Consider the following 19,051-nt stretch of genomic DNA (forward strand, 5'->3'; position numbering starts at 1 on the left):
CGACACGCCGCGCGGCGCACGGCGGGGGGCGTGCCGCGCACCGCGCCGCAGCGGGCACAATGGATCCCATGCCGGTTCCACCGTCCAACCTGGACCCCAAGATCGCCGATCGCCTCAAGCGGAGCGACGACGGTCTCGTCCCCGCCATCGCCCAGCAGTACGACACCGGCGAGGTGCTCATGCTGGCCTGGATGGACGACGAGGCCCTCCACCGCACCCTCACCACCGGCCGCTGCACCTACTGGTCGCGCAGCCGCCGGGAGTACTGGGTGAAGGGCGAGAGCTCCGGGCACCAGCAGTGGGTCAAGTCGGTCGCGCTCGACTGCGACGGCGACGCGATCCTCGTGAAGGTCGACCAGGTCGGCGCCGCCTGCCACACCGGAGACCGCACCTGCTGGGACGCCGACGTCCTGGACGCCGTCGTCGGGGAACGTCCCGCCGACGGATCATGACGCCCGCGCGGGAACGCGGGCTCACCGCCCTGCTGTGCGCCGCCGGCGCCGGGCTCGTCCTGCTCGCCGCCGGGCGTACCTGGGCGACCGTCACGGCCGACGGGGCCATCACCCCGTTCGCCCGGGAGCTGACCGGCGGCGACCTCGGCGGCGCGCCCGGCGCCCTCGGCTGGGCCGGTCTCGCCGGCCTCGCCGCCCTGTTCGCCACCCGCGGCCGCGTCCGCGCCGCCGTCGGCGCCCTCATCGCGCTGTTCGGCGTCGGCGTCGGCTACGCGGCCGCGACGTCCGCGCGCGCCTCCCACGTCGCCGCCGAAGCCCTCGACGACAGCGCCCTGCTCAAGCTCGGCGCCGACCCGTCCGTGCACGTCAACGCGTGGTGGACGGTGTCGGTCGCGGGCGGCGTCCTGCTCGTCGCCGCCGGGCTGGTCACGCTGCTGCGCGGCTCCCGCTGGCCCGGCATGTCCGCCCGCTACGAGCGCACCGGCCCCGCCGCGCCCGGGCCGCGCCGCGCACCGGCCGGCGACGACCCGTCCGCCATGTGGAAGTCGCTCGACCGCGGCGAGGACCCCACCGACGCCGACGACGTCGAAGACCCCACCGACGCCGACGACTCCACCGACGCCGACGAAGCCGGACCCGGGGACTCCCCGGCGCCCGTCCGGGACGGCGAAGGCGCGGCCGCCCGGAACGGCGGATCGTGAGCGCGGGCGGCCCGCGGCTCGTCCTGGTCGCCGAGCACGACGCCGCCGTCGCCGAACTCCAGCGCCGCTACCTCGCCCGCGAGGGCCTGCGGGTGCGGATCGAGCCCGACCCCGGCCGCCCCCGCCGCCCCCCCCCCGACCCCGGCCGCGCCCCCGCCGCGGCCGCGCGCGCCCGGCCCGACGCCGTCGTCCTCGACCTGTCCTCCGCCGCCCGCCCCGCCGACCTGTACCGCCGCACCGCCGACGCGGCGGGTCCCGCGCCCGTCGTGGTGACCGGCGGCCCCCCGGGCGGCCTCCGCACCGCCGCGCCCCGGCCGCGGCGCGTCGACCGGCCCTTCGCCCCGCGCGTCCTCGTCGCGGCCGTCACCGACGCCCTGCGCGGCGCCGCCGCCCGGCCGGGCGGCCCGCCCGGCCCGCTGCGCGCCGGACCGCTCGCCCTCGACCCGCGCCGCCGCACCGCCGCCGTCGGCGAACGCCGCGTCGTCCTCACCGGCACCGAGTCCGACCTGCTCGAGTTCCTGATGACCAATCCCGGCCGGGTCTTCACCCGCGAGCAGCTCCTCGACGCCGCCTGGGGGCCGGGCGCGGGCGCCGGGAGCCGCACCGTGGACGTCCACATCGCCCAGCTCCGCGCCAAGCTCGGTGTCGGCGCCCACCACGACGGCCCCATCCGCACCGTCCGCGGCGTCGGTTACGTCCTGGACGCCTGAACCCCGCGGCCCGCGCGGTCGCCGTGCCGGGCGGTCCCCGTGCCGCGCGGTCGCCGTGCCGGGCGGTCCGGGTGCCTCTACGCTGGGCGCATGACCGCGCACGCGCACCCGTCGGCGCCGCCGAGGCGGCGGGTCCGGGCCCTGCTGCCGCACGCCGCCGTGCTCGCCGGGGCGGCCGCCGGCGCGACGCTCGTCGCGTTCGTCGACCCGAACGAGGCGGGCCACTACCCGTCCTGCCCGTTCCTCACGCTGACCGGGCTCTACTGCCCCGGCTGCGGCATGACCCGGATGGTGCACGCCCTGACGCACGGCGACGTGGGCGCCGCCTTCGGGCTCAACCCGCTGATGTTCCTGCTGCTGCCCGTCTTCGGCTACCTGTACGGGCGGTGGGCCGTGCTCAGCGCGCGCGGCCGGCCGATGCGGTCCGCGCTGTTCCGGCCCGTGCCCGTCTTCGCGTTCCTGGGCGTGATCGTCGTGTACTGGGTGCTGCGGAACCTGCCGTTCGCGCAGGCCCTCGCGCCCTGACCGGCACCTGACCGCCCTGCTGCGAGAAGCGTCCGGAGGGGCGGCTACGATCGGTGCACGGATCGACCTGAAATAGGGGGCCTGTCACCTTGAGCGTTTTGGACGAGATCATCGAAGGCGTCCGAGCCGATCTCGCCGACAGGCAGCGCGAGGTCCCGCTCGACGCCCTCAAGGAGAAGGCGTCGACCGCCCCGCCGCCCCGGGACGCGCTGGCCGCGCTGCGCGGCCCCGGCGTCTCGGTGATCGCCGAGGTCAAGCGCAGCAGCCCGTCCAAGGGCGCGCTCGCCGCCATCGCCGACCCCGCCGCGCTGGCCCGCGACTACGCGGCCGGCGGCGCGAAGGTGATCAGCGTGCTGACCGAGCGGCGCCGGTTCGGCGGCAGCCTCGCCGACCTCGCCGAGGTCCGCGCCAACGTCGACGTGTGCGTCCTGCGGAAGGACTTCATCGTCACCTCCTACCAGCTGTGGGAGGCGCGCGCCCACGGCGCCGACATGGCGCTGCTGATCGTCGCCGCCCTCGAGCAGGACGCCCTGGTGTCGCTGATCGAGCGCGCCGAGTCCATCGGGCTCGTCCCGCTCGTCGAGGTCCACACCGAGGAGGAGGCGGAGCGGGCCGCGGCGGCCGGCGCCAAGGTCATCGGCGTCAACGCCCGCGACCTGCGCACCCTGCAGGTCGACCGCGGCGTGTTCGCCCGGGTCGCGCCGCTGCTGCCCAAGGGGGCGGTGAAGGTCGCCGAGTCCGGCGTGCGCGGCCCGCACGACCTGCTGTCCTACGCCTCCTCCGGCGCCGACGCGGTGCTGGTGGGGGAGAGCCTGGTCATCGGCCGCGACCCGCGCGCCGCCGTCGCCGACCTCGTCGCCGCCGGCGCGCACCCCGCGCTCCGGCAGAGCGGCTGACGGCGGACCGGTAGGGTACGGGCATGCAGGTCGAACCGCTGCACGAGCGATGGCGGGGCCGGTCCATCCTCTGCTGACCGGACACCTCCCACACGCCACGACAGGACACGTTCTCTCATGACCACCGATACCGCGGGCGCCGCCGTGCCCGACGCCCTGCCGGACGCGCAGGGCCGCTTCGGGCCCTTCGGCGGGCGGTTCGCCCCCGAGGCGCTGATGGCGGCGCTGGACGAACTCACCCGCGAGTTCGAGACCGCCAAGCACGACCCCGCGTTCACCGCGGAGCTCGACGGGCTCCTCGCGGACTACGCGGGCCGCCCCAGCCTGCTGACCGAGGCGAAGCGGTTCTCCGAGCACGCGGGCGGCGCCCGCGTGCTGCTCAAGCGGGAGGACCTCAACCACACCGGCTCACACAAGATCAACAACGTGCTGGGGCAGGCGCTGCTCACCCGCCGGATGGGCAAGACCCGCATCATCGCCGAGACCGGCGCGGGCCAGCACGGCGTCGCCACCGCCACCGCCGCGGCCCTGCTCGGCCTCGACTGCACCGTCTACATGGGCGAGGTCGACACCGAGCGGCAGGCCCTGAACGTCGCGCGGATGCGGATGCTCGGCGCCGAGGTCGTCCCGGTCGGCACCGGCAGCCGCACCCTCAAGGACGCCGTCAACGAGGCGTTCCGCGACTGGGTCGCCAGCGTCGACCACACCCACTACTGCATCGGCTCCACCATGGGCCCGCACCCGTTCCCGATGATGGTCCGCGAGTTCCACCGGGTCATCGGCGCGGAGGCGCGGCGGCAGTGCCTCGACCTGACCGGCGCGCTCCCGGACGCCGTCGTCGCCTGCGTCGGCGGCGGCTCCAACGCGATCGGCGCGTTCCACGCGTTCGTCCCGGACGAGTCCGTCCGGCTGTACGGGTTCGAGGCCGGCGGCGACGGCGTCGGCACCGGCCGGCACGCCGCGACCCTCACCGGCGGCTCCCTCGGCGTCATCCACGGCATGCGCACCTACCTGCTGCAGGACGACGACGGGCAGACCCTCGAGACCCACTCGATCTCCGCGGGGCTCGACTACCCCGGCGTCGGCCCCGAGCACGCCTGGCTGCACCATTCCGGCCGCGCCGAGTACCGCGAGATCACCGACGCCGAGGCGATGGACGCGTTCGCGCTGCTGTGCCGCACCGAGGGGATCATCCCCGCGATCGAGTCCGCGCACGCGCTCGCCGGCGCCCTCAAGGTCGGCGCCGAGCTCGGCCCGGACGCCACGATCGTCGTCTGCCTGTCCGGGCGCGGCGACAAGGACATGCACACGGCCGCCACCCACTTCGGCCTGATGCCCGAAGGGGAGGGCCGGTGACCGTCAAGACCGCCTACGACCGGGCCAAGGCCGAGGGACGCGCCGCGCTCGTCGGCTACCTGCCCGCCGGGTTCCCCACCTACGAGGGCGCCGTCGACGCCGCGAAGACCATGGTCGACGCCGGCTGCGACGTCATCGAGATCGGCCTGCCCTACACCGACCCGATGATGGACGGCCCCACCATCCAGGACGCCGTCCACCGCGCCCTCGTCGGCGGGATCCGCGTCGCCGACGTGTTCCGCACCGTCGAGGCCGTCGCCGCGACCGGCGCGCCGACGCTCGTCATGACCTACTGGAACCCCGTCGACCGGTACGGCGTGGACGCGTTCGCCCGCGACCTCGCGTCCGCCGGCGGGGCCGGGCTCATCACCCCGGACCTCACCCCCGAGGAGGGCGGCGACTGGCTCGCCGCGTCCGACGCGCACGGCCTCGACCGGGTGTTCCTGGTGGCGCTCAGCTCCACCGACGAGCGCATCGAGACGATCACCAGCGTGTCCCGCGGGTTCGTGTACGCCGCGTCCCTGATGGGCGTCACCGGTGCCCGCGGCGCCGTCGACACCGGCGCGCCGCGCCTCGTCGAGCGCACCCGGACGCTGATCGACAAGGGCGGCGCGGACCTGCCCATCGGGCTCGGGCTCGGGGTGAGCGACGGCGCCCAGGCCGCCGAGGTCGCCGGGTTCGCCGACGGCGTCATCGTCGGCTCGGCGTTCATCCGCCGCCTCCTCGACGCGCCCGACGCCGCCGCCGGCCTCGCGGGCGTCCGCGCCCTCACCGAGGAGCTCGCGGCGGGCGTCCGCCGCGGCGCCTGACCGCCCCGGCCGGAGCACGGCCGGACGCACCACCGGACGTCCCCGGGAACCGCCCGCGCGGCGGCGCCCGGGGACGTTCCGCATCCATCCGGGAACGAACGGGCGGCACCGATCGGTTGATGCTTGTGGGACCGCCGCACTCCCGTAAGGTGAGTTCGCCAGCGGAGGCGGTCCCGGAGGATCACGATGACGCAAGAGATGACGGCGGAGGAGCGCGGCGGCGCGGCGGCGGGAGCGCCGGCGCGCCCGTTGTGGTTCCTGGTGCCGGCCTGGCTGCTGACGATCGCCGGGCTCGGGATCTCCGGCTACCTGACCGTGACGCACTACGACGACGCGGCGCTGGTGTGCTCGGAGTCGTCGACGGTCGACTGCCACGCGGTCACGTCCAGCGAGTACGCGGCCCTGCTCGGCATCCCGATGCCGTTCCTCGGGCTGGCCTTCTTCGTCGGGTTCGCCGCGCTGATCACCCCGTGGGCGCTGCGGTCCGAGTGGCCGCCGCTGCGCTGGGGGCGGATCGCGAGCACGGCGGTCGGCGTGCTGTTCGTCGTCTATCTCGTGACCGTCGAACTCGCGGTGCTGCATAAGATCTGCCTGTGGTGCACCGGTGTGCACGTCATCGCTACCCTGCTCTTCGTCCTCGTTCTGTTCGACGAATTCCGGCGGATCGGTCAGGTCGACTGAGCAGGACGCGCCGGCCGGTCCGGCCGGCGCGAACGGCCGGCGGGACGACCGGCCGAGGCGACCGGCAGGGACGACCGAACCGCCGGGACCGCGCCGCCCCACCCGGCGCGGCCCCCCACGCATAGGAGTGTCAATGAGCAAGGCCGCACGGGAGCGGTCCGCGCGGGAGCGCCTGGCCGCCGAGCGCAAGCGGCAGGCCGCGCGGGCGAAGCAGCGGCGGCTGCTCGCCATCGTCATCGGCTCGGTGGTCGCGGTGGCCGTCGTGGTCGTCGGCACCGTTCTGATCATGGAGCAGCGGGACAAGAACAACACCGCCGTCGCGCACGAGGGCAAGCTCGCCCCGCTGACCCGGCAGGACGACGGCTCGATCGTGATGGCGCAACCGGGCGTGGAGAAGCCGGTCCTGGAGGTCTTCGAAGACTTCCAGTGCCCCATCTGCAAGGACTTCGAGGAGGCCACCGGCGAGACGATCGAGAAGCTCGCGCTCGACGGCAAGGTCAAGGTCGTCTACCGGCCGTTCCACCTGTTCGGCCAGCAGCGGGACCCGATCAAGATCAACTCGCTGCGGTCGGCGAACGCGGCGGCCTGCGCGCCCGCCGACAAGTGGGTCTCCTACCACGACGCGCTGTTCGAGTTCCAGCCGCGCGAGGGCAGCGAGGGCTTCGCGCCCGACGACCTCGTCAAGTGGGGCCGCGACATCGGCATCACGGACGCGAACTGGGAGTCGTGCGTGCGGGACATGAAGCAGGAGGCCAAGGTCCAGCAGATGACGACGTACGCGCTCGAGCAGCGCGGCGTCGAGGGCACCCCGTCGGTGTGGCTGGACGGCAAGCAGCTCGACAACGGCATCGCGATGAACCCCGCGACGCTGCGCGCCACCGTCGACGCCGCCGCCGCTGCCGCCCCCTCGCAGTCGCCGTCCGCGTCCCCGTCGGAGTCGCCGTCCGCCTCGCCCTCCGCGTCCGGCGAGGGCTCCGAGGGCTGACCGCCCGGCCCGCCCGATCGGACGACGCGCGCCGCACGCCCCGCGAACACGGAGCGTGCGGCGCGCGTCGCAGCGTGTGGGGAAGGCTCCCCGTCGGTACGCTCGGACCTGCTTTGACAGTCAGGCCGATCGGGGGATCGAAGCATGGCCGACAATGAGCGTTCCGCGCGCCGCCGGCTCGCGGACGAACGTGCACGGGACGCCGCCAGCGCGAAACGGCGCAGGGCGCTCATGGTGGTGCTCGGCGCCGTCGCGGCGGCCGCCGTCGTGGTCGCCGTCGTGGTCATGGTGACCGGCCGGCAGAGCGGCCCCGACCCCGTCGCCGAGTACGACGGCCCGCTCGCGCCCGCCGCACGCCAGCAGGACGGGTCGGTCGCGATGGCGAAGCAGGGCGTGGCCGCGCCCGTCCTGGAGATCTACGAGGACTTCCAGTGCCCCGCCTGCCGCGCCCTGGAGAACCGCCTCGGCGCGACGGTCAAGGAACTGGCCGCCGAGGGCCGCGTGAAGGTCGTCTACCGGCCGTTCCAGCTCTTCCAGCAGGACCCGCTGATGTCGAACTCGCGCCGCGCCGCGAACGCCGCCGCGTGCGCGCCCGCGGACCGCTGGGTGGCCTACCACGACAAGCTGTTCACCCACCAGCCGCCGGAGGGCGACGAAGGGTTCACCGACGACCAGCTCGTGTCCTGGGCGGCCGAGGTGGGCATCACGGGGCAGGCGTTCGACACCTGCGTCCGGCGGATGCAGAAGATCGAGGAAGTCGAGGACGCCACCGCCGCCGCCGGGCGCGCCGGCGTCGACTCGACCCCGTACCTGGCGCTGAACGGCCGCAAGCTCACCGGTGACGCGCTCACCCCGGAGGGGCTGCGCGACGCCGTCGCCGACGCGCGGGGCGGCACCCCGACACCGACCGGCAGCGCGTCCGGCGACATGTCCGGCAACGCCGCCGGAACGGGACGGGACACCGCCGGAACCGGCAACGCGGCGATGCGGGCATAGCGGGGCACGTGAGGGCGCCGGAGGCGGTAACGTCAACGCTCATGCAGCCGCTCGCCTACATCCCGAGTCCCTCGCAGGGCGTCTGGCACCTCGGGCCCGTCCCGATCCGCGCCTACGCCATCATGATCATCATCGGTATCGTCGTCGCCGTATGGCTGGGCGAGCGGCGCTGGGCGGCCAAGGGCGGCCAGCCCGGCACGGTCATCGACGTGGCGGTCTGGGCCGTGCCGTTCGGCCTGGTGGGCGGCCGGCTCTACCACGTGCTGACCGACTACCAGCGGTACTTCGGCGCGGACGGCGACCCGATGCGGGCCCTGCAGATCTGGGAGGGCGGACTCGGCATCTGGGGCGCGGTGGCGCTCGGCGGGGTCGGCGCCGCCATCGGCTGCCGGACGCGCGGCGTGTCCCCGTTCGCGATGGCCGACGCCGTCGCGCCCGGCATCGCGCTCGCGCAGGCGATCGGCCGCTGGGGCAACTACTGGAACCAGGAACTGTACGGGCGGCCGCTGGACGCCTTCTGGGCGCTGGAGATCGACCAGGACAACCGGCCCCGGCTGGCGGACGGCATCACCCTCGACCCCGAGTACGCCGACATCGCCACCTACCACCCGACGTTCCTCTACGAGTCGCTGTGGTGCCTGGGCGTCGCCGTGCTGGTCATCTGGGCGGGCCGCCGCTTCAAGCTGACCCACGGCCGCGCGTTCGCGCTGTACGTCGCCGGGTACACGGTGGGCCGGTTCTGGATCGAGTCGCTGCGCATCGACGACGCCCACGAGATCCTCGGCATGCGGCTGAACAACTGGACGTCGATCGCCGTGTTCCTGGCGGCCGTCGCCTACATGTACTTCGCCCGCAACCGCACCGGCCCGGAGAATGTCGGCGCCGAGCTCGCCGGGGACGTCCCGGGCGGGGCCCCGGAGAAGCGGGCCGACGGCGCGTCCGCGACGGCCGAGGGCGGGGACGGCGGCGCCGCGGAGCCGGAGAAGCCGGCCGAGCCGGTGGACGACGCGCCCGAGGACGACGCCCCGAAGGACTCGCCGGAGGACGACGCCCCGAAGGACGAGGCGAAGGACGACGCCCCGAAGGACGCCCCGAAGGACGAGGCGCCTCGGGACGACCGTCCCGAGGACGCGGCCCCCGCGGCGGACGGGCCCGAGGACGGCGAGCCCGAGGACGGGAAGCCCGGGGATGGGAAGGCCGAGAACGGGAAGGCCGAGGACGTCGAGGCCGCGGAGGGCGCGGCCGCGGACGAGGCGGCCGCGGACGGCGAGACCGAGGACGCCCGGTCCGTCAAGGACGGCAAGTAGGGGCGGCCTGACCGGTGACGGCGGAGAACCACCACGAGCACCGCGACGTCACCGGCGGCTGGCTGCGGCCCGCCGTGTTCGGCGCCATGGACGGCCTGGTCTCCAACTTCGCGCTGATCGCGGGCATCGCGGGCGGTTCGGGGAGCCCGCGGGTGGTGCTGCTCGCGGGCCTGGCCGGGCTCGCCGCCGGGGCGTTCTCGATGGCGGCCGGGGAGTACATCTCCGTGGCGTCCCAGTCGGAGCTGGCCGAGGCCGAGATCGAGATCGAGCGCATCGAGCTGGCCCGGCACCCGATCTCCGAGCAGCGGGAGCTGGCGCAGGTCTTCGAGGCGCGCGGGGTGGACCCCGAGACCGCCGCCGAGGTCGCGCGGCAGCTGTCGCGCGACCCCGACGACGCCCTCGAGGTGCACGCCAAGGAGGAGATCGGCGTGGTGCCCGGCGAGCTGCCGTCGCCGCTGCTGGCGGCCGGGTCGTCGTTCCTGTCGTTCGCGGTGGGCGCGCTGCTGCCCGTCCTGCCGTACCTGCTGGGCGCGGCGTCGCTGTGGCCCGCCGGGGTGGTCGCGGCGCTGGGGCTGTTCGGCGCCGGGGCGCTGGTGTCGCGGGTGACGTCGCGCGCCTGGTGGTTCGGCGGGCTGCGGCAGCTCGCGTTCGGCGCGGCCGCCGCGGCGATCACCTACGCGGTGGGCGCGCTCATCGGGACCAACGGCGTGTAGTCGGCCGCGCGAAGGCGGCGCCGCCCCCGAAACGTGACCTAGGGCCATCCAGGGGACAAAACCTCCTTTCCGGCCCGCGAGGTGCGCTCCGACCGCTAAGCTCCCGGGCGTGATCGAGGCACGTGACACTGGTTCCCCCGGGACGGCGCGCAAGGGCGGGCGGGACATCCGGCCGGAAGGCGGCGGCAAGTCCGGTTCGAAGCGTCCCGCTCCCAAGCTGCTGTTCGGTGCGGCCGCCGCGCTCGTCGTGGTGGCCGTCGCGGTCGTGGCGGTCGTCCTGGTGACGGGCGGCGGTGAGGAGAAGGCGCCGGCGGTCGCGAAGGTCGCGCCGACGGCCTACACCCCGGACTACAACGGCGCGAGCTTCGCCAAGATCGCTTCGCGGGAGGCCGACCAGCGGGCGGTCACCGAGGCCGAGGCGTTCGGCGGGTCGGCCAAGAGCCTCGCCAGCGGCCCGTACACGTTCACGCAGGCCGGCGCCGAGCTCACCGACTGCAAGAGCGTCACCTGGGGCGACCGCCTCCAGCAGGACCTGGCCGCGCACGGCTGCACGCAGATCGGCCGCGCCGCCTACGTCAGCGCCGACAAGAAGCTGCTCGGCCAGTTCATCGTGGTCAACATGAAGGACAAGGCCGGCGCCGACCAGGTCATGCGGACCCTCGACCCGGCGACGAACGCGGGTTGGATCGTCCCGCTGAACCCCGAGGGCGCCCCCGCCTTCGGGAAGGGGTTCAGCGCCGCCTACGCCCGCAACTACGGCCACTACGCCGTGATCACCTGGGTGCAGCGGGCCGGCGGCGGGCAGCCCGCGTCGCTCAACGAGATGATCGACGTGAGCCTGGCCGTCGAAAAGCCCGCCGACTTCGTGTGGGCGCGGCTCGGCCTGGCCGACGAGGCCGGCCGGTGACGCGGGCCGTGCGGGCGCGCCGGACCCCGATGCGGGCCGGGACGCGCGTGTCACCGGCCCGCGGGCAGTAGTCTGCGCCGTCGTGGAGTCCGATGAGCCAGGCCGCCGCCCCGGCGGCCCCCGCCGCGCCCCGATGAGCCGACCCGCCCGGCGCCAGCCCCCGCCGCGCCGCACGTCCGGACGGACGGGCGCGGCGCCGCGGCGACCCCGCCCGGCGGGCGGCCAGGCCCGCGGCGGCCGTCCCGGCCCCGCGCCCCGGCCGGCCCCCCGCCCGGAGGCGGGCTACGGCGATCCCGGCCACGGCGACTCCGGTCATCCCGATCAGGGCTACGCCAACCCCGGTTACGCCGCTCAGGGCTATGCCGATCAGGGGTACGCCGATCAGGGGTACGCGGACCCCGGCTATGGCAGCCCCGGCTATGGCAACCCCGGCTACGGTGATCCCGGCTACGCGGACTCCGGTTACGCGGGTCCGGGGTACGCCGACCACGGTTACGACGCGGGATACGGGGACCCCGGCGGCTACCAGGAGGGCCCGTACTCGGAGGAGCCGTACCCGGAGGAGCCGCCCCCTGCCGCGCGGCGCCGCGGCGGACGTCCCGGCAACGCACGCACCGGGGGAGGGGCGGGCAAGGCCGGCAAGGGCAAAGGCGCCGCGAAGAACGGCAGGAACGCCAAGGCCGGCAAGGGTGCGAAGGGGGCCGAGAGCGCCAAGGGGCCGAAGGGCCGCAAGCGCGGGCCGGTTCCGCGGTCCGGCGTGCCCGGGGTGCCCGGGGCGTCCGACGGGCCCGGCCCGGACGGGCGTGCGCCGCGCGCCGGTCGTCCGGTGGCGCAGCGGCTCGCGGCGCTCGGGCCGAAGGCGTACTTCGCCGCGGCCGGCGCGCTGGCCGCCGTCGTGCTGCTCGGGTTCGGCGCGCTGGCCGTCGCGAGCGGGGCCGACGGCGACGACGCCCGCGGTGCGACGCTGCCGCCGGTGGGCAACGCGGCCGAGACGGGCCTGTCGCCGACGTCGTACTCGAGTTCGCCGTCGTCCGACGCGTACGGGGGGATCGCCGCCCGCAAGGCGGACGCGAAGCCGCTGACGCTCGGCGAGGCGTTCCCGAAGAGCGCGCGGTCGCTGACCGTCCCCGGGAGCGAGGTCGAGCTGAAGCTGGCGGAGCAGAAGCTGGACGGCGACTGCGCCGCCGCCGTGTGGGGCGCGAGCGTGGCCGCCGATCTGCGCCGGGGCGGCTGCAGCCAGGCCGTCCGCGGCCTGTACGCCGACGCGGACGGCGGTTACGGCATGGCGGTCGCGGTGTTCAACCTGGCGTCGGCGGCGGACGCCGACCGGTTCGTCGCGACGCTCGGCGAGGTGCGCGGCGGCGGGTTCGTCCGGCCGCTGCCGGCCGAGGAGCCCGCGGCGGAGTTCGGCGCGGGATTCGGCATGGCGCGCGGGCTCGCGCAGGGCCACTTCGCGGTCGTGTCGTGGGCGGCGCGGCTGGACGGCAAGGGCGACGCGTCGGACGAGGTGCTGCTGTCGATGCTGATCGAGGGCGGTAAGGCCCCGGCCGTCCTGGCCCGCGCGGCCGGCGCGTCCGGCTGACCCGGCGCGGCGCGGCGGTCCGCGCCGCGGCCCGGCCGTGGAATCGGCGCCGGACGGAACGGAACCGGCCCGCACGGTGGCGCAACGCGCGCTTTCCCGGTTCAAACGTCGTGTTCCGGTGATGATCCTCACCCGGACGCGTGGAACGTCACGCCCGTGAGAAGCCGGTAATCTGGTCTAAACCAGTGAGATGTCGCGTGCCGATCCGCGCTGAGAAGTTTCGCGATCCGCCACAGTCGGGCATGATCCCGGCAGTGATGTAATGTCATCTCACCGCAGCAGGGCCAACGTCGTCCCGGCTAGCACTGACCTCACAAGCAGTGACACGACGACGACGGGAGGGTTGATGGCTGCTGCTGCCCTCACACCGGGCCGCCCCCGCCACCAGGGTCTCTACGACCCGGCCAACGAGCACGACGCCTGCGGTGTCGGAATGGTGGCGGATCTCCACGGCCGCGGAAGCCACGACATCGTTCAGAACGCCCTGACCGTCCTGAAGAACCTCGACCACCGCGGCGCCGTGGGCGCCGAACCGGACGACGGCGACGGGGTCGGCATCATGCTGCAGATCCCGGACGCGTTCTTCCGGGAGGTGTGCGGCTTCGCGCTGCCCGAGGCGGGCGCGTACGCGGCCGGCATCGCGTTCCTGCCGGTCGACGCCGGCGAGCGCGCCGCCGCGGTCGCGCACGTCGAGGCGCTGTGCGTCGAGGAGGGGCTGACCGTCCTCGGCTGGCGGGAGCTGCCGACCGACCCCGCGTTCGCCGGGCCCGCCGCGCGCCGCGCCATGCCGCACTTCGCGCAGCTGTTCCTGCGCGCCGCCGACGGCGGCCCGCACGCCGGCAAGACGGGCGTCGAGCTGGACCGCGTGGTGTTCTGCATGCGCGAGCGCGCCGAGCAGGACGTCCCCGTGTACTTCCCCAGCCTGTCCAGCCGGACGATCGTCTACAAGGGGATGCTGACGACCCCGCAGCTGGAGCCGTTCTTCCCCGACCTGTCGGACCGCCGGTTCACCAGCGCGATCGCGCTCGTCCACTCGCGGTTCTCCACCAACACGTTCCCGGCGTGGGAGCTGGCGCACCCGTTCCGGTTCATCGCGCACAACGGCGAGATCAACACGGTCAAGGGGAACCGGAACTGGATGCGGGCCCGCGAGGCGCTGCTGAAGTCCGACCTGATCCCCGGCGACCTGTCCCGCATCTACCCGGTGATCGACATCGAGGCGTCCGACACCGCCTCGTTCGACGAGTGCCTGGAGCTGCTGCACCTCGGCGGCCGGTCGCTGCCCCACGCCGTCCTGATGATGATCCCCGAGGCGTGGGAGAACCACACCGAGATGGACCCGGACCGCCGGGCCTTCTACGAGTTCCACTCCACCCTCATGGAGGCGTGGGACGGCCCCGCGAGCGTGAGCTTCACCGACGGCACCGTCGTCGGCGCCGTCCTGGACCGCAACGGGCTCCGCCCCGGCCGGTACTGGGTGACCGACGACGGCCTCGTCGTCCTCGCGAGCGAGGCCGGCGTCCTCGACATCCCCGCGAGCAAGGTCGTCCGGAAGGGCCGCCTGCAGCCCGGGAAGATCTTCCTCGTGGACACCGCCGCCGGGCGGATCGTCGAGGACGACGAGGTGAAGGCCGAACTCGCCGCCGAGCACCCCTACGCGCAGTGGCTGCACGAAGGGCTCGTCCGGTTCGAGGAGCTGCCGCGCCGCGAGCGGGAGATCCCGACGCACGACACGCTCGTCAAGCGGCAGCAGACCTTCGGGTACACCCTCGAAGAGCAGCGGATCATCCTCAGCCCGATGGCGAAGACGGGCGCGGAGCCGATCGGCTCGATGGGCACCGACACCCCCATCGCGGTGCTGTCGGAGCGCCCCCGCCTGCTGTTCGACTACTTCAAGCAGCAGTTCGCGCAGGTCACCAACCCGCCGCTGGACGCCATCCGCGAGGAGCTCGTCACCTCGCTGCAGTCCACCCTCGGCCCCGAGGGCAACCTGCTGGAGCCCGGCCCGGACTCGTGCCGCCGGCTCGTGCTGCCCACCCCGATCCTGGACAACGACGAACTCTCCAAGATCATCCACATCGACGACGAAGGGTCCCTGCCGCACCTGCAGGCCCACGTCGTCCACGGCCTCTACGACGTCGCCGGCGGGGGAGAGGCCCTCCAGGCCCGCCTGGAGGAGATCAACGGCGAGGTCAGCCGCGCCATCGGCGCGGGCGCGCGGATCATCGTGCTGTCCGACCGCGGCGCCGACTCCGCCCGCGCCGCGATCCCCTCGCTGCTGCTCACCGGCTCCGTCCACCACCACCTGATCCGGGAGAAGACCCGGACCCGGGTCGGCCTGGTCATCGAGACCGGCGAAGCCCGCGAATGCCACCACATGGCACTGCTCATCGGGTACGGCGCGTCCGCGATCAACCCCTACCTCGCCATCGAGACCGTCGAGGACCTCGTCCGCGGCGGCGTCATCGCCGGCGACGGGCTCACCGGGAACCAGGCCGTCCGCAACCTCGTCAAGGCGTACGGCAAGGGCGTCCTGAAGGTCATGTCGAAGATGGGCGTGTCCACGGTCGCGTCCTACACCGGCGCGCAGATCTTCGAGGCGATCGGGCTCGGCGCCGAGGTCGTCGACCGCTGCTTCACCGGGACCGTCTCCCGGCTCGGCGGCGTCGGCTTCGACACCCTCGCCCGCGAGGCCGCCGAACGGCACCGCCGCGCCTACCCGGCCGGCGGCAACGACCTCGCCCACCGCACCCTCGAGGTCGGCGGCGAGTACCAGTGGCGCCGCGAAGGCGAACCGCACCTGTTCAACCCCGACACGGTGTTCAAGCTCCAGCACGCCACCCGCACCCGCCGCTACGAGATCTTCAAGGAGTACACCTCCAAGGTCGACTCGCAGGCCGAGGAGCTGATGACGCTGCGCGGCCTGTTCCGGCTCAAGGAAGGCGAGCGCCCGCCGGTCCCGATCGAGGAGGTCGAGCCCGTCTCGGACATCGTCAAGCGGTTCTCCACCGGCGCGATGTCCTACGGCTCCATCTCCGCCGAGGCCCACGAGACCCTCGCGATCGCGATGAACCGCCTCGGCGGCAAGTCCAACACCGGCGAGGGCGGCGAGGACCCGGCGCGGTTCACCCCGGACGAGAACGGCGACCTGCGGCGCAGCGCCATCAAGCAGGTCGCGTCCGGCCGGTTCGGCGTCACCTCCGAGTACCTCACCAACGCCGACGACATCCAGATCAAGATGGCGCAGGGCGCCAAGCCCGGCGAGGGCGGCCAGCTGCCCGGCCACAAGGTGTACCCGTGGATCGCCAAGACCCGGCACTCCACGCCCGGCGTCGGCCTCATCTCGCCGCCGCCGCACCACGACATCTACTCGATCGAGGACCTCGCCCAGCTCATCCACGACCTCAAGAACGCCAACCCGTCCGCGCGGGTGCACGTCAAGCTCGTCGCGGAGATGGGCGTCGGCACCGTCGCGGCCGGCGTGTCGAAGGCCCACGCCGACGTCGTCCTGATCTCCGGGCACGACGGCGGCACCGGCGCGTCCCCCCTGACGTCCCTCAAGCACGCCGGGACGCCCTGGGAGCTCGGCCTCGCCGAGACGCAGCAGACGCTGCTGCTCAACGGGCTGCGCGACCGCATCGTCGTGCAGACCGACGGGCAGATGAAGACCGGCCGCGACGTCGTCGTCGCCGCCCTCCTCGGCGCCGAGGAGTACGGCTTCGCCACCGCGCCGCTGGTCGTGTCCGGCTGCATCATGATGCGGGTCTGCCACCTCGACACCTGCCCCGTCGGCGTCGCCACCCAGAACCCCGTGCTGCGGCAGCGGTTCTCCGGCAAGCCCGAATTCGTCGTCAACTTCTTCGAGTTCATCGCCGAAGAAGTCCGCGAATACCTCGCCGCGCTCGGCTTCCGCTCCCTGGACGAGGCGATCGGGCACGTCGAGATGCTCGACACCCACGACGCCGTCGAGCACTGGAAGGCGTCCGGCCTCGACCTGGCCCCGATCCTGCACGCCCCCGAAACCCCCTACGGGGACGCCCTGCGGTGCGTCGGCGAACAGGACCACGGGCTCGAGAAAGCCCTCGACAACACACTGATCCAACTCGCCGAAGGCGCCCTCGCCTACGGCGACAAAGTCACCCTCGACCTGCCGATCCGCAACGTCAACCGCACCGTCGGGACCATGCTCGGCCACGAGCTCACCCGCAAGTGGGGCGGCGCCGGACTGCCCGACGACACCATCGACGTCACCTTCACCGGCTCGGCCGGCAACTCCTTCGGCGCGTTCGTGCCGCGCGGCGTCACCCTCCGCCTCGTCGGCGACGCCAACGACTACGTCGGCAAGGGCCTTTCGGGCGGACGCCTCACCCTGCGCTCACCCGACGACGCCGCGTTCACCGCCGAAGAGCAGATCATCGGCGGCAACGTCATCCTGTACGGCGCGACGTCCGGCGAACTGTTCGCCGCCGGCGTCGTCGGCGAACGGTTCTGCGTCCGCAACTCCGGCGCCACCGCCGTCGTCGAGGGCGTCGGCGACCACGCCTGCGAGTACATGACCGGCGGCCGCGCCGTCATCCTCGGCGGCACCGGCCGCAACCTCGCGGCCGGCATGTCCGGCGGCATCGCCTACGTCCTCGACCTGGTACCCGAACGGGTCAACGGCGAGATGGTCGACCTCGAACCCCTGGACGCCGACGACGTCGCGTTCGTCCGCGGGCTCGTCGAACGGCACCTCGCCGAGACCGGCTCCGCCCTCGCCCGGCGCCTGCTGGACGACTGGGACGCCGTCGCGACCCGCTTCACCAAGATCATGCCGCGCGACTACCGCCGCGTCCTGACCGCCATGGCCGAAGCCGAGGCGCAGGGCCGCGACGTCGACGAGGCCGTCATGGCCGCCGCCCAGAGCTGAGAGGAGGAATCCCCATGGCCGACCCGAAGGGTTTCCTGACCGTCGCGCGGGAGCTCCCGAAGCGCCGCCCGGTCGACGTCCGCATCAAGAGCTGGTCCGAGGTCTACGAGGACTTCGGCACCGACCGGCTCGAGAAGCAGGCCAGCCGCTGCATGGACTGCGGCATCCCGTTCTGCCACCAGGGCTGCCCCCTCGGCAACCTCATCCCCGAGTGGAACGACCTCGTCTACCGCAAGGACTGGCACGAGGCGATCGAGCGGCTCCACGCCACCAACAACTTCCCGGAGTTCACCGGGAGGCTCTGCCCCGCCCCGTGCGAGAGCGCCTGCGTCCTCGGCATCAACCAGGACCCCGTCACCATCAAGCGCGTCGAAGTCGAGATCATCGACCGCGCCTTCGCCGAAGGCTGGGTCCGGCCGCAGCCGCCCGCCGTCAAGACCGGCAAGAAGGTCGCGATCGTCGGGTCCGGACCCGCCGGCCTCGCCGCCGCCCAGCAGCTCACCCGCGCCGGGCACGACGTCACCGTCTACGAGCGCGCCGACCGCGTCGGCGGCCTGCTCCGCTACGGCATCCCCGAATTCAAGATGGAGAAGCGGCACGTCGACCGCCGCATCGCCCAGATGCGCGCCGAAGGCACCGAGTTCCGCACCTCCGTCAACATCGGCGTCGACGTCACCGCCGACGAACTGCGCGCCGGCCACGACGCCGTCGTCCTCGCCGGCGGCGCCACCGCCTGGCGCGACCTGCCCGTCCCCGGACGCGAACTCGGCGGCGTCGTCCAGGCCATGGAGTACCTGCCGCCCGCCAACAAGGTGCAGGAGGGCGACCTCCCCGAGTCGCCCATCGACGCCAAGGGCAAGCACGTCGTCGTCATCGGCGGCGGCGACACCGGCGCCGACTGCATCGGCACCGCGATCCGGCAGGGCGCCGCGTCCGTCACCCAACTCGAGATCATGCCGCGGCCCCCGGCGACCCGCCCGGACGCCCAGCCCTGGCCGACCTACCCGATGCTGTTCAAGATGGAAAGCGCTCACGAGGAACTCGCCGACCGGGACGGCGACCGCCTCTACGCCGTCTCCACCACCGCGTTCCTGGGAGACGACGACGGCAACGTCCGCGCCCTCCGGATCGTCGAGGTGGGCGGCCCCGACACCGGCTTCCAGCCGATCGAGGGCACCGAACGCGAGATCCCCGCACAGCTCGTCACCCTCGCCATGGGCTTCCTCGGCCCGCAGCGCGAGGGCCTCCTCGAGCAGCTCGGCGTCGACCTCGACCAGCGCGGCAACGTCGTCCGCGACAAGGACTACAAGACGTCCGTCGACGGCGTCTACGCCGCCGGCGACATGGGCCGCGGCCAGTCGCTGATCGTCTGGGCGATCGCCGAAGGCCGCGCCGCCGCGCACGGCGTCGACGCGCACCTCACCGGCCGCACGTCGCCGCTGCCCTACCCGATCCCGCCCACGGCCCGTCCCATCGCCTGACCGACCCCCAGAGGCCCCGGAGCACCCGCTCCGGGGCCTCC

At 73.9% G+C, this 19,051-nt stretch carries 16 protein-coding genes; all 16 read left to right on the plus strand.

What is annotated here, in order from left to right; genetic code table 11:
• Window positions 1-68 precede the first annotated feature (68 nt).
• The 16 genes from hisI (at window position 69) to H505_RS0136330 (ending at window position 19,010) form a co-directional block, all read left to right on the plus strand.
• Entirely contained in the window at window positions 69-452 is a 384-nt protein-coding gene (gene hisI / locus H505_RS0136255; RefSeq protein ID WP_157433255.1) for a phosphoribosyl-AMP cyclohydrolase, read from the plus strand.
• Complete coding sequence (locus H505_RS46620; RefSeq protein ID WP_064743775.1) at window positions 449-1,153, plus strand: TIGR02234 family membrane protein; 705 nt, start codon at window positions 449-451, stop codon at window positions 1,151-1,153. The genes hisI and H505_RS46620 overlap by 4 nt, the downstream gene beginning before the upstream one ends.
• Complete coding sequence (locus H505_RS0136265) at window positions 1,150-1,863, plus strand: winged helix-turn-helix domain-containing protein (RefSeq protein ID WP_051301540.1); 714 nt, start codon at window positions 1,150-1,152, stop codon at window positions 1,861-1,863. Before H505_RS46620 ends, H505_RS0136265 begins: the two co-directional genes overlap by 4 nt.
• A 90-nt stretch (window positions 1,864-1,953) precedes the next feature.
• Window positions 1,954-2,388 carry a DUF2752 domain-containing protein gene (locus tag H505_RS0136270; RefSeq protein ID WP_026405871.1) on the plus strand — a complete coding sequence of 145 codons (435 nt, stop codon included), beginning with the start codon at window positions 1,954-1,956 and terminating at the stop codon, window positions 2,386-2,388.
• A gap of 89 nt (window positions 2,389-2,477) precedes the next feature.
• Complete coding sequence (trpC, locus tag H505_RS0136275) at window positions 2,478-3,284, plus strand: indole-3-glycerol phosphate synthase TrpC (protein WP_026405872.1); 807 nt, start codon at window positions 2,478-2,480, stop codon at window positions 3,282-3,284.
• A 117-nt stretch (window positions 3,285-3,401) separates the two neighbouring features.
• Window positions 3,402-4,640: a tryptophan synthase subunit beta gene (trpB, locus tag H505_RS0136280; RefSeq protein ID WP_026405873.1), complete on the plus strand. Its 1,239-nt coding sequence runs from the start codon at window positions 3,402-3,404 to the stop codon at window positions 4,638-4,640.
• Window positions 4,637-5,449, plus strand: coding sequence for a tryptophan synthase subunit alpha (gene trpA, locus H505_RS0136285; RefSeq protein WP_026405874.1), 813 nt, complete (start codon window positions 4,637-4,639; stop codon window positions 5,447-5,449). The genes trpB and trpA overlap by 4 nt, the downstream gene beginning before the upstream one ends.
• 186 nt (window positions 5,450-5,635) lie before the next feature.
• On the plus strand, window positions 5,636-6,130 hold the full coding sequence (locus H505_RS0136290) for a vitamin K epoxide reductase family protein (RefSeq protein ID WP_051301541.1): 495 nt from the start codon (window positions 5,636-5,638) through the stop codon (window positions 6,128-6,130).
• 133 nt (window positions 6,131-6,263) lie between these two features.
• Window positions 6,264-7,115: a DsbA family protein gene (locus tag H505_RS46625; RefSeq protein ID WP_064743776.1), complete on the plus strand. Its 852-nt coding sequence runs from the start codon at window positions 6,264-6,266 to the stop codon at window positions 7,113-7,115.
• A gap of 144 nt (window positions 7,116-7,259) precedes the next feature.
• The gene (locus H505_RS46630) at window positions 7,260-8,111 is read left to right on the plus strand and encodes a DsbA family protein (RefSeq protein WP_064743777.1); all 852 of its coding nucleotides are present in this window, start codon (window positions 7,260-7,262) and stop codon (window positions 8,109-8,111) included.
• Between the two features lie 41 nt (window positions 8,112-8,152).
• Window positions 8,153-9,418: a prolipoprotein diacylglyceryl transferase gene (lgt, locus tag H505_RS46635; protein ID WP_084551194.1), complete on the plus strand. Its 1,266-nt coding sequence runs from the start codon at window positions 8,153-8,155 to the stop codon at window positions 9,416-9,418.
• A gap of 14 nt (window positions 9,419-9,432) precedes the next feature.
• Complete coding sequence (locus H505_RS0136310) at window positions 9,433-10,131, plus strand: VIT1/CCC1 transporter family protein (protein WP_026405876.1); 699 nt, start codon at window positions 9,433-9,435, stop codon at window positions 10,129-10,131.
• A gap of 109 nt (window positions 10,132-10,240) precedes the next feature.
• On the plus strand, window positions 10,241-11,038 hold the full coding sequence (locus H505_RS0136315) for a hypothetical protein (protein WP_026405877.1): 798 nt from the start codon (window positions 10,241-10,243) through the stop codon (window positions 11,036-11,038).
• 82 nt (window positions 11,039-11,120) lie between these two features.
• Complete coding sequence (locus tag H505_RS52595; RefSeq protein ID WP_157433256.1) at window positions 11,121-12,620, plus strand: hypothetical protein; 1,500 nt, start codon at window positions 11,121-11,123, stop codon at window positions 12,618-12,620.
• Window positions 12,621-12,966: 346 nt separating this feature from the next.
• Entirely contained in the window at window positions 12,967-17,529 is a 4,563-nt protein-coding gene (gltB, locus tag H505_RS0136325; RefSeq protein WP_026405879.1) for a glutamate synthase large subunit, read from the plus strand.
• A gap of 14 nt (window positions 17,530-17,543) precedes the next feature.
• Window positions 17,544-19,010 carry a glutamate synthase subunit beta gene (locus H505_RS0136330; protein WP_026405880.1) on the plus strand — a complete coding sequence of 489 codons (1,467 nt, stop codon included), beginning with the start codon at window positions 17,544-17,546 and terminating at the stop codon, window positions 19,008-19,010.
• Window positions 19,011-19,051: the final 41 nt, after the last annotated feature.

Origin of the sequence: Actinomadura rifamycini DSM 43936, from assembly GCF_000425065.1 — a bacterium.
GTDB lineage: Bacteria > Actinomycetota > Actinomycetes > Streptosporangiales > Streptosporangiaceae > Spirillospora > Spirillospora rifamycini.